Raw genomic sequence first — 10936 nt, 5'->3', positions numbered from 1 at the left:
TTTCTTTGGTAATCTTCATAAAACATGATCAAAAACACATATTTATATCATGTTAAAAGTATTCACATACATCCGCAGAAGCCTAAAAAAGTCATTTGACAATATCCGGAATGAGCGCTTAAAGTATAATCTGCTTCAGGCCATCCCTTTCTGGGTAGGGTCGGTAATCACCGGAGTTTTTGCTGTTATGTATGCTAAAATATTTGCATGGGGAGAAAAGTTACTAGAGCTTATTATCAACTGGCACGACTGGATGATCTTTATTATTGCGCCTATAGGTTTTGTTCTGTCATGGTGGCTGGTAAAAGAATTTGCACCGTATGCCAAAGGGAGTGGCATTCCACAAGTAATGGCAGCTGTAGAACTTGCCAACCCTAAAGAACACAGAAAGATCAATCATCTTTTAAGTATCAAAATTATTTTCTTTAAAATCCTTTCTTCTGTTATCCTGGTCATCGGAGGTGGTGCTGTGGGACGTGAGGGACCTACCATCCAGATCGCAGGATCCGTGTTTAGGAAAGTAAATGAATTCCTTCCTGACTGGTGGCCTAAAATATCCAAAAAGAATATGATTATGACCGGAGCAGCAGCAGGCCTGGCAGCTGCATTTAACACCCCTTTAGGCGGTATTGTGTTCGCTGTGGAAGAACTTTCCAAAACCCACATCAACTACTTCAAAACAGCTTTATTTACAGCCGTAATTATTGCCGGACTTACCGCTCAAACTCTGGCAGGATCTTATCTATATCTAGGATATCCTAAAACAAGTGATATTTCATTAACCGTAATGTTTCCGATTATTCTTGTTGCAGGAATCTCCGGCATTCTCGCCAGTCAGCTGTCCGTATTAATGCTTAAAATCACCAAATGGAAAAAAAGATTAAAAACAGATAAAGCCCATATCATCTTTCTTGTCATCTCCGCTCTAATCATTGCCTCTATTGCTTATTTTATCAGCAGAGAGGTTTTAGGATCCGGAAAAGAAATCATGGAACGGGTGCTTTTCACCTCCAATAAGCATGAAGAGTGGTATATTCCTATTTTGAGGATGCTTGGTCCTGCCCTATCTTTCACTTCAGGAGGAGCAGGCGGAATCTTTGCACCGGCCCTTACTGCAGGCGCAAGCATTGGATCGGTAATTTCAGGAATTATACATTTAAGCCCGCATGAAACTAATGTGGTTATCCTTGGCGGAATGGTAGCATTTCTTACTGGGATTACAAGAGCGCCGTTTACTTCTGCTATTATTGTTCTGGAAATGACAGACAGACATTCTTTAATATTTCATTTAATGCTTGCCGGAATGGTTTCATCTATCGTTTCTTTATTAGTAAGCAGACATTCCCTGTATGACGTGATTAAAGTAAATTTTCTGTCAGAAATAAGAAATCAGAAAAACTGAATATAACTTTTTCAATCGGGTTCATTTTCACAAGCACATTTTTGCAAATATTCCACAACATTATTGTGTATTATAAATAAAATATCTATTTTTGCACCTCGAAATAATTAACAAATTTATTTAACATTATGAACAACTACGAAACTGTTTTCATTTTAACTCCCGTTCTATCTGACGCACAGGTGGAGGAAGCAGTGAAAAAAATTGAGGATTTCTTAAAAGAAAGAAACTGCGAAATCGTTGCTAAAGAAAACTGGGGATTAAAAAAACTAGCTTATCCTATTCAATTGAAAAAGAATGGATTCTACACTTTAATCGAGTTTAAAGGAGAAGGAAATATCGTTTCTGATCTTGAATTAATTTTCAAGCGTGACGAAAGAGTAATCCGTTACCTTACAACTAGACTAGACAAGCATGCTATTGAGTACGCTGTAACTAGAAGAGCTAAAGTAAAAGCAGCTAAAGCTTAATTATTAACCCTTAAAAAAGACAAGACATGGCAATAGACGAAATGGCAAAACAAGCCTCAGCTGGAGGAGAATCAGAAGTAAAATTCCTTACTCCGCTTGACATCAATACAAAATCTGAAAAGAAATATTGTAGATTCAAAAAATTTGGAATTAAGCATGTAGATTATAAAGATGCTGATTTCTTATTACAATTCGTAAACGAACAAGGTAAAATTTTACCAAGAAGATACACCGGAACTTCTTTAAAATATCAAAGAAAAGTTTCTGCTGCTATCAAAAGAGCAAGACATCTTGCTTTAATGCCTTATGTGGCTGACTTATTAAAATAAGACAACAAAAAATAAATAAAAGAAGAGGTTTTGCCTCTTCTTTTGTTGCTGAATAAATCATTAATTCTAACTTGATTTTGGAAGACCAAAATCTGCAAAAGGACAACAACAATGGAAATTATCTTAAAAAAAGACGTTGAAAATTTAGGTCTTGAATTTGACACAGTAAACGTAAAACCTGGTTACGCTAGAAACTTCTTACTTCCTCAGGGATATGCTGTTTTAGCTACTCCAAAAAACAAAACAGCTCTAGAAGCTACACTAGAAGCTAGAAAAGAAGAAGAAGCTAAATTAATCGCTGCTGCTAACGCTGTAGTAGAACAATTAAAGAAAACATCTATCACTATTCCTGCTAAAGTAGGTACAGGTGATAAATTATTCGGATCTATCAACAACGCAAACCTTTCTGAAGCTCTTGCTAAAGCTGGTGTAGAAGTTGATAAAAAATACATCAAAATTCCTGGAAACACTATCAAAAGAACCGGTAAATTTACTGCTCTTGTTAGACTTCACAGAAATGTTGAGTACAACTACGAATTTGATATCGTATCTGATGCTCCGGTTGAGGCTCCTAAGCCAGCTGCTCCTAAAAAAGAAGAGGCTAAACCAGCATCTGAAGAAGCTTAGTAAGAACCAAATTCTTATCCATATAAAACCACTTCAATTGAGAAGTGGTTTTTCCGTTTTATCTCCATTATTTATCTCCCTTTAACCGCTGGTAATATTCTGTAGGAGGAATTCCGATTACCTTTTTAAAAATATTACTAAAAGAAGACAGACTGTTATATCCCACCATCATTGCGATTTCATACATATTATATTTAGATTCCGACATCAGTTCTAAAGACCGTGTAATCCGTAAAGCTCTTAAAAAACGCACATAATTCATCCCTAAAATCTCTTTAAACTTTCGGGATAATGTTCTGGTACTCATTCCGAATTCTTTAGCAGTAGCTCCAATAGTAAGATTCTTTTCCAGATTAGCATTAATGTACCTTGCTACCTTAAGCAGAGTTTCATCTTTAGGGAAAGGATGCTGTACCGGAAAGGCTAGCCTCTTGTCTCTTTTCTCCGGCAAAATCCCTTTTAAGGCTTTAAGAAAATAATATTTGGATTCATCATTTTTTGTAATTTTCCCATTCCAGTCTTTAGTATACATGATCATTTCACGGAGTAGATTATTTACCGAATAGATATTAATGGTATCAAAGAATTCGTCCTCAATTTCTTCTTTTTTAAAATAGAAATCATATAAATCTACTTTAGGACTGAAACTCAATATATAATGAGGAACACCAGCAGGAATCCACATAAAACATCTTGCAGGAAGATACCAGTGCCTGAACTCAGTAAAAATATGCACAATCCCTCCTTCTGCATAAATAAGCTGTGCAGAGGTATGAGTATGCTTTTCCGTCTGTATATTCCCTGTAAGAACATGATACACATAAAATTCTGCATCTTCCTCCTCAAGCTCCTCGTAATGGGTATTTTTCATAGAATAAAACTAAGTAAAAAAAAACGAATTTGGCGTAAATGAGCAAATCTTTTTCTGTTTTCACAAATAAGGTCTCTTATATGCTGTCGTAAATTTGCAATATCAAAATCAATTTAGCAAAAAACCCGTATTAAAATTATGAAAATGATATTTCATGCTTGTAAATATCAATGCATTGCGTTGTGCTTATTTCTAATAAGTTTTACAGCTCAATCACAAATGATAGATTATCAGAATCTAAGCCTCCAGCAAGCTATAGAGCTGGGATTAAGAAATAATAAAAATATTCAGATCAGCCATTTGAAACACACGATGTCCGAGACGAGAGAGAAAGATCTCAAAATGGAAAAATTACCCGATTTTGAATTTCATGCCAGCTACACACAACTTACAAATCTTAATCAATATGAGAATGGCGTATTCAATCAATCTACCAAATATGATGTGATTAACGGAATGTATGATTTTACATTATCAGCATCAATTCCCGTTTATATGGGAGGAAAAATTAAAAACACTGAGAAGAAAGCGTCTCTGGACAGTGAAATTTCAGCACTGAATACCCATCGGGATGAAAGACTGCTTAAAATGGAAATTATCACAGCCTATCTTCAAATCCACCATCTGAAAGAACAGCAGGATCTTATTAATCAAAAAATGAGAGAAGATTCTGTCAATATCAGACAGGTAAAAACACTTAAAAATAATGGTGTGGTTACCTACAATGAAGTATTGAGAACATCATTACAGCTTTCCAATCATAAAATGAGCTGGACAGAACTGGATAACAGTATTCAAATCGCTGAGCATAAACTTAAAACAATTCTATCTCTTCCTGAAGAACAGGAAGTACATGTAGAAACTACTGATCTGGTTTCTGAAGGTGCCGACATTCCTTATGTCAATGAATTAACGGATACTGCTTTAAACAAGAACGAATCTGTAGAAATCACCAAGAAAAACCTTTCATTGAAAGAGCTTGACCAAAAAATTATTAAAGCTAATTATTTACCCAAAATAACAGCAGGAGGAGAATATTTCCTTAAATATCCAAATATGCTTTTCTTTCCTCCTGAGCCTTATGCTTATCGTTTAGGAATGATCGGGGTTAACCTTACCTACCCTATTGAAAGCCTGTATAAGAACAAATATAAAATGCAGGAAGCTAAAGAAAATATAGATCTGGCAAAGCTTCAGATTGAGGAAAATGAAGAGAAAATAAGACATAATGTTTTTGAGGCTTACAAAAAATTTGAAGAAACAGAAGAGAAAGTTAAAATTGCTAAAGAAGCAATTGAGCAGGCAAAAGAAAACTACCGTATCGTAAGAACCAAATATGCTAATAAATTAAGCCTTATCACTGAGCTTATCGATGCAGACAATGCTTATCTGGAAGCTCAGTCTAATCTTATTTCTGTACAAATCAACCGACAATTAAAATACTACCAACTCCAGTATACTATTGGAAATTTATAATAGCTATGACAAAGAAACAATTGACCAGAAAGGAAAGAAGAATCAATAAAACGATCTCTTTATTAGCGTGGATCCTTATCATCAGTGGGGTCGCCGGAATGATAAGTTTCTATCTGTTTTCCAGAAAAAATGTAACAACCAATGATGCTCAGGTAGAACAATATATTACCCCTATTTCAAGTAAAGTATCCGGTTTTATAAAGACGATAAAGTTTAATGAAAACCAGTTGGTAAAAAAAGGAGATACACTGATCATTATTGATAACAGGGAGTTTGTAAATCAGGTTAAAATGGCTGAAGCCAATCTGCAGGCCAATTCAGAAAATATAACCACTATCCAGAGTGGCGTAAATACAAAAGAAAGTGACACAAAAATTATCGATGCTAAAATAGCTTCTGCTAAAGTGGATATATGGAGAACGGAACAGGATTATAAACGTTATAAAAACCTTCTTGAACAGGATGCTGCTACAGAACAGCAATTTGAAAACATAAAAGCTTCTTATGAACAGGCAAAAGCTAATCTTTTAGCACTGGAACAACAAAAAAATGCTGTAAGAGCAGGTGCCAGCGAGCAACAGACTAAAGTAGCTCCTGCAAAGAGCCAGATACAGCAAAGTTCTGCAAGCTTAAACAATGCTAAACTATTTCTTTCTTATACTATAATCACTGCTCCTTATGACGGATGGGTGGGAAAAAAAACTATTCAGGAAGGACAACTGATCAAAGAGGGGCAGGCTTTGGTACAAATTGTAAGTAAAGAAAAATGGGTAATTGCCAATTTTAAAGAAACTCAATTGGGGCAGATTGATCAGAATCAAGAAGTTATTATTAAAGCTGATGCCTTTCCCGATATAGAATTCAAAGGAAAAATTGCATCTGTATCTCCAGCTTCAGGATCTCAGTTTTCTTTGGTAAAACCAGATAATGCTACCGGAAATTTTGTGAAAATCGAGCAAAGATTCCCTGTAAAAATTATTTTAGATAACAATAAAGACGACGAAAAACTGCTTTCTGGAATGAATGTTTTGGTAAGTGCTAAGAAAGCAAATTAAAAATGGAACATAATTCTATTTATCATAACTGGGTACCACAATGGATGAAACTGCCAATTCTTATTATGGCACTGTTTCCCCATTTGATGTTAATGTCACTCTTTCATTCGAACAGTGCATTTACATCATCTTTTATGGATGTTGACTCTGACGATGTCCAATACTTATTGATTTTGATGTATGGGACCATTGTGGTTACTCTTTTTGTTCTGCCCAGATTTATGGCTTATTTCAGTGTGAAATACTATGTCCTGTTAATGTCCTCTATATCGATTATATTGCTCTACATATTATCCGTCACGAATGATTATCACGTTATCCTCGTAGTAAGGTTTTTAGAAGGGGCCTTCGGATTACTGGAAGGAGCAATTTTCCTTCCTCTTATCACTGCTGAACTAAAAACAAAACACGCCAGAGTGTTAGCTTACTTATTTATGTACACAATTATGCTGTGTGGAGGTACTATAACCACTTCATTATTGAAGTTCAGTATTCAGAATTACGATTATCAGCATATGATTCTTATAATTGTCTATTTCCATATATTTGTTTTAATTATAGGTTTTGCCATATTTAATACCAACAGATTTTTCCCTAAAAAACCTTTATACCAATTGGATCTGGAAAGCTGGTTTTTATTATGGATTTCTATGCAGGCCGGCGGATATGCCATTATTTATGGCAAAAGACTGATGTGGTTTGAATCCAATGTTATCATCATGTGTTTATTTATATTCATGCTGTGTGGAGGACTGTTTATTTTAAAGCAAAGAAACGCGAAAAGACCGCTATTCCACTTTGAAGTTCTTACTTATAAGAATGTTATCATTGGGGCTCTTTTATTTTTTATTTTTTATGTGATCCGAGCTGGTCTTAATAATGTATACAGTATTATGGCTACAGTTTGGAAATGGCCCTGGGACTATATTGTAAATATTCAGTACTGGAATGTGGGAGGAACTGTCATAGGTATATTTTTATCAGGAGTATGTCTGATCCGGGGAATCTCATCAAGAATTGTCTTCTTTACCGGTTTTCTGCTACTCTCAATAGATTGTGCATGGTTTACTTATACTTTCTATCCGGATACTACTCTGGCAACCATCTGCCCACCTCTTTTCTTACAGGGAGTTGCACAGGGCTTGTTATTTACACCATTGATTTTTTATATAATAGCAGGACTTCCCAACGATTATGTAGCTAATGGTAGTGCTATTGGCACATCTGCCCGTTTTTGGACCACTGCCATAGGATATGCAATTATGCAAAATCTAATGCTTACACTTACCCTAAAACATGCGGATAGTCTAAGTTATAATTTTACGGAAACCAATCCTGTTTTTTATTCTCAATGGAATCAGTTATTCGGAGCCAATATTATAAAATTACCCGTAAATGAATCTCTTTCTTTAACAGCAGGAGCTTTTAAAGCGAAGATATCTGCCCAGGCTATTTTGCTTTCCAATATGGAGATTTTCACAGGGTTATTTTGGGTAGCACTTATTACAGCTTTTATCATACTCCTATCCCATCCTATTAAAATTGCGATCAGAAATCTTATGTAGTGGGTTTTATTCTCCCCAGAATGTCCAGACGGTACCGTTAAAAACAGCTAGTAATTTTTTATTGGTATCATAAACGATCATTCCCGGAGCCGGAGAAATGATATTAAGATGCGGATCTGCCACTTTAGGGAGAATCATTGCCTTATCTGTATCTTCTAATACAAGTATCCCTGGAGTTGCAGTAGCGGTTCCTATCGCAACTTTAGCGTTTACATTCTCATTCAAAGAATCCTGTAATGTAGTATCTGCTATTCCTGTAGTGTCTACTGAAAGATCAACCCAGTCATTATTTTCGTAAACTTTAACTTTATGATCCGAAGTATCAAAGACGAGAGTTCCGTTAACAGCGCTTTGCACACTGGAAGTATCGGTTACCCATGGAAGAACCACTCCCCTATTTTCATCTCCAAACTCTATGGAAGAGGAAGAAGACTCTAATGTAGTCTTACCTATTGCAACCTGTGCGGACAGAGCCGCTGAAATCAAAAACGGAGTTAAAAAGCTAATCTTTTTCATTTTTAACATGATTTAAATTAATCCGGACAACTTTGAGTATTAAAACATCTCCAACCTGTCGATGTTCCATCAATATTAACCTGCAAGCAATTTTGAGTAGTATTATACACAATCATTCCTTCTTTCAGATCCGCTGCAGGAATACTTGCTACCTGAGCATCGGAAAGCCTGTTTAACACCAAACCTTTTGTTTTCGATTCTAGAACCGTCCATGCTCCTTTTCTTGCCCCTGGCCAGTTATTATCTCCTCCCTGAGCTCTTTCCAGTGAAGTAATACCGTAATGTGATGAAAGTTCTGTTCCTGCGGTTACTGCCGGTTTATAGCAGGTAGCTGCTGCCGGAACAATTATAGTATCTGTGGCTGTGTCACAATTCGTAGGTGCTGCCTGTTGACAAATCTGATATACAAGAGTATATGTACCCGATGGTGTTCCCGATCCCACTTCAATATGAGCATCTGATACATTCAGATTAATATTGGTATTAGTAGTGGATACCTGTGCTAAGATCACATTTGTAAGAGTAGCCTGAGGTCCATCGTATGTTTCAAAATCATTATCTAGTACAGTACCCGCAGAAGAACCTCCTGCATTGATAGTATAAGTATCGTCTACGGCCATCGGGGGAAGCTCTGCATTAATGGTAGGGCAAAAGTCCACATCTGTTACTAAAGGAGCACTGCACTCATTGGTCGAAGCACAGTCATAAGTAACATTGGAAAGAAATGTAGGATTGCTATTCATAAATACAGTACTCTGATCGGAAGTTCCTGTAGTTCTTTTAAAATCAAGATTAGGTCCCATAGTAGCATTATTGACCTGTATGGCATTCTGTACTTCAATATATCCTTTTTTAGTAGATGAAGCAGGACCTCTGAAAGGAGCATTTCCACCCTGATACTGATTAATAAACATATATCCTTCATTATAGATAATCGCATCTGAAGGAGCATTATTCATATTTCCATTGGAAATAAATTTGCCATAATTGAAAATTTCACTGGAGTTTCCGGAAAGGTTAACATCTCCTGAAACATTAAATGTTCCTGTATTGTAAATTTTCCCCCCATTGATATTAAAACCGCTTTGAGAGTTAATAGTTCCACAGTTAATATAAAAACTTTGTTCATTATTGGTATAATTCCCATTGAGATTCATTGTTCCGCTTGTCCAGTTCCTGAACTGCGTCATTGCAGAATTACTCATATTAAGATTCCCATTTATTGTTAAAAGATTATAATTATCAATAATATTATTCGTATTATCTCCTAACTGCAGAACTCCTAAAATAATAGTTCCTTCATTAGCTATTCTATTTGTAGAACCTTCTAGGTTCATATTCCCATTTCCTCCTCCAACTGTAATAGCACCTCCATTATACACATGGACATCTAGGTTAGCAGCACTTGTAGTAGTTTGATTAAAATTTAGAGAACCATGAACATCAAAATAAAGTATAGAATTATTCAAAGCAGAAACATTATTCTGAAACTGAACTGTCACTCCCGAAGAAATACAAATACGAACATTTTCTCCAAAACTGGGATTATTAAAAGTCATATCGGCAGTAAAACAGACTGTTGAATTATCAGGAAACTGATAATTGGGATCTGTAGGATTGCTAACAGTACAGTTAGAACATTGTGCCTGAATAATATAACAAAACAGTAGGGGAACCAAATAAATTATCCTTCTCACGGCTATAATTTTTTATTAAAACTACACATTTTTTATCACCAAACCATAAATTTCAAAGATTTTTTTCACTTATTCAGCCGTGTAGGCATGACTCATACATATCTTTATCAGCTATAAGTAAATTAATTTCAATCAAATAGGTTAGAGAAATCACATTTATGATATTTATCAATAATCTTACATTTTGATAAAAAAATACATTTATTCTTCAATAGAAAAGAAATAAGAAAGCCGAGAATAAATCCCGGCTTTATATTATGATTTGGGCGTCCAGTTATTGAAAAACTCCATTACTTTTTCTTTACTATATCCTTTATCCTGCTCCAATACATCACTTCTTTGTATATGAATCATTTTTCCATTTTTATCCAGTATAATAAAAACCGGATATCCAAATTTATCTCCCGGATTATCATATTGAGCAAAGACTTTTTCATTCTTATTATCAGGAGAAAAATTGAGGTGATAATAAAGATAATTATTATCCACAATCTCTTTCAGTTCCGGTGTGGTCTGAACAAACTGATTGAATCTTAGACACCAGATACACCAGTTTCCTCCCGCCTGCAGTAGAATATTTTTATTTTCTTTCTGTGCTTTTGCAATCAGATTATTGATATCTTTCTGTGCATCTGCCTTAGGATCATAAGGTTTAGGAAGTTTAGCCTTTTCTTCCGCAGCAATCCTTTTCTTTTCTTCCAATGCAGCTTTGGAGTTATCAGCTTCCACTAATAAAGCTTTATCACCAGAGCTTTTACTTTCGGACACTTTTGACACTTTCTGAGAAAATACTAAAGAGCTTATTCCCAAAAGAAATATTATTGACACTTTTTTCATAAGATAAAGATAAAAAATAACACTTAATACCCCACAAAAATAGATCTATAATTTTATTATCACTAAATTTGCATGTTTTATGAATTTTCTG

11 protein-coding genes are annotated in these 10936 nt (G+C 35.2%); 7 read left to right on the top strand and 4 right to left on the bottom strand.

Features of this window, described 5'->3' with window-relative positions:
• Positions 1-49 precede the first annotated feature (49 nt).
• The 4 genes from Q0A18_RS07730 to rplI all read left to right on the top strand — a co-directional run bounded on the left by Q0A18_RS07730 (position 50) and on the right by rplI (position 2828).
• Positions 50-1402: a chloride channel protein gene (locus Q0A18_RS07730; protein ID WP_292009573.1), complete on the top strand. Its 1353-nt coding sequence runs from the start codon at positions 50-52 to the stop codon at positions 1400-1402.
• A gap of 128 nt (positions 1403-1530) precedes the next feature.
• Entirely contained in the window at positions 1531-1872 is a 342-nt protein-coding gene (rpsF, locus tag Q0A18_RS07725) for a 30S ribosomal protein S6 (RefSeq protein WP_292009572.1), read from the top strand.
• A 26-nt stretch (positions 1873-1898) separates the two neighbouring features.
• A complete protein-coding gene (rpsR, locus tag Q0A18_RS07720; RefSeq protein ID WP_007844708.1) occupies positions 1899-2201 on the top strand; it encodes a 30S ribosomal protein S18 in 303 nt (100 codons plus the stop codon).
• Between the two features lie 111 nt (positions 2202-2312).
• Positions 2313-2828, top strand: a complete 516-nt coding sequence (gene rplI, locus Q0A18_RS07715; protein WP_292009571.1) for a 50S ribosomal protein L9 — start codon at positions 2313-2315, stop codon at positions 2826-2828.
• A 67-nt stretch (positions 2829-2895) separates the two neighbouring features.
• Here the strand turns inward: rplI and Q0A18_RS07710 are convergent, their stop codons facing one another.
• Complete coding sequence (locus Q0A18_RS07710; RefSeq protein WP_292009570.1) at positions 2896-3699, bottom strand: AraC family transcriptional regulator; 804 nt, start codon at positions 3697-3699, stop codon at positions 2896-2898.
• A gap of 219 nt (positions 3700-3918) precedes the next feature.
• Here Q0A18_RS07710 and Q0A18_RS07705 point away from each other — a divergent pair, with 219 nt between their 5' ends.
• The 3 genes from Q0A18_RS07705 to Q0A18_RS07695 are packed head-to-tail and all read left to right on the top strand — an operon-like array spanning position 3919 to position 7795.
• Positions 3919-5175 (top strand): TolC family protein, encoded by a 1257-nt coding sequence (locus Q0A18_RS07705; RefSeq protein ID WP_292009569.1) that lies wholly within the window; start codon positions 3919-3921, stop codon positions 5173-5175.
• Between the two features lie 5 nt (positions 5176-5180).
• On the top strand, positions 5181-6230 hold the full coding sequence (locus tag Q0A18_RS07700) for an HlyD family secretion protein (RefSeq protein ID WP_292009568.1): 1050 nt from the start codon (positions 5181-5183) through the stop codon (positions 6228-6230).
• A 2-nt stretch (positions 6231-6232) separates the two neighbouring features.
• Positions 6233-7795: a hypothetical protein gene (locus Q0A18_RS07695; RefSeq protein ID WP_292009567.1), complete on the top strand. Its 1563-nt coding sequence runs from the start codon at positions 6233-6235 to the stop codon at positions 7793-7795.
• Positions 7796-7801: 6 nt separating this feature from the next.
• On the opposite strand, the gene Q0A18_RS07690 is transcribed toward Q0A18_RS07695, so the two are convergent.
• The 3 genes from Q0A18_RS07690 to Q0A18_RS07680 form a co-directional block, all read right to left on the bottom strand.
• A complete protein-coding gene (locus tag Q0A18_RS07690) occupies positions 7802-8311 on the bottom strand; it encodes a hypothetical protein (RefSeq protein ID WP_292009566.1) in 510 nt (169 codons plus the stop codon).
• Between the two features lie 17 nt (positions 8312-8328).
• Positions 8329-10008 (bottom strand): hypothetical protein, encoded by a 1680-nt coding sequence (locus Q0A18_RS07685; RefSeq protein WP_292009565.1) that lies wholly within the window; start codon positions 10006-10008, stop codon positions 8329-8331.
• Positions 10009-10263: 255 nt separating this feature from the next.
• A complete protein-coding gene (locus tag Q0A18_RS07680; RefSeq protein ID WP_292009564.1) occupies positions 10264-10845 on the bottom strand; it encodes a thioredoxin family protein in 582 nt (193 codons plus the stop codon).
• Between the last annotated feature and the right edge of the window lie 91 nt (positions 10846-10936).

Origin of the sequence: Chryseobacterium sp., from assembly GCF_022712095.1 — a bacterium.
Classification (GTDB): Bacteria; Bacteroidota; Bacteroidia; order Flavobacteriales; family Weeksellaceae; genus Chryseobacterium.
The sequence above is the reverse complement of the archived record's forward strand: the minus strand, read 5'-3'. Positions and strand labels throughout refer to the sequence as shown.

Excerpts from the sequence above, each read along its gene's own strand:
- Q0A18_RS07730 (WP_292009573.1), top strand. The coding sequence starts at position 50 with ATGTTAAAAGTATTCACATACATCCGCAGAAGCCTAAAAAAGTCATTT.
- rpsF (WP_292009572.1), top strand. The coding sequence starts at position 1,531 with ATGAACAACTACGAAACTGTTTTCATTTTAACTCCCGTTCTATCTGAC.
- rpsR (WP_007844708.1), top strand. The coding sequence starts at position 1,899 with ATGGCAATAGACGAAATGGCAAAACAAGCCTCAGCTGGAGGAGAATCA.
- rplI (WP_292009571.1), top strand. The coding sequence starts at position 2,313 with ATGGAAATTATCTTAAAAAAAGACGTTGAAAATTTAGGTCTTGAATTT.
- Q0A18_RS07710 (WP_292009570.1), bottom strand. The coding sequence starts at position 3,699 with ATGAAAAATACCCATTACGAGGAGCTTGAGGAGGAAGATGCAGAATTT.
- Q0A18_RS07705 (WP_292009569.1), top strand. The coding sequence starts at position 3,919 with ATGATAGATTATCAGAATCTAAGCCTCCAGCAAGCTATAGAGCTGGGA.
- Q0A18_RS07700 (WP_292009568.1), top strand. The coding sequence starts at position 5,181 with ATGACAAAGAAACAATTGACCAGAAAGGAAAGAAGAATCAATAAAACG.
- Q0A18_RS07695 (WP_292009567.1), top strand. The coding sequence starts at position 6,233 with ATGGAACATAATTCTATTTATCATAACTGGGTACCACAATGGATGAAA.
- Q0A18_RS07690 (WP_292009566.1), bottom strand. The coding sequence starts at position 8,311 with ATGAAAAAGATTAGCTTTTTAACTCCGTTTTTGATTTCAGCGGCTCTG.
- Q0A18_RS07680 (WP_292009564.1), bottom strand. The coding sequence starts at position 10,845 with ATGAAAAAAGTGTCAATAATATTTCTTTTGGGAATAAGCTCTTTAGTA.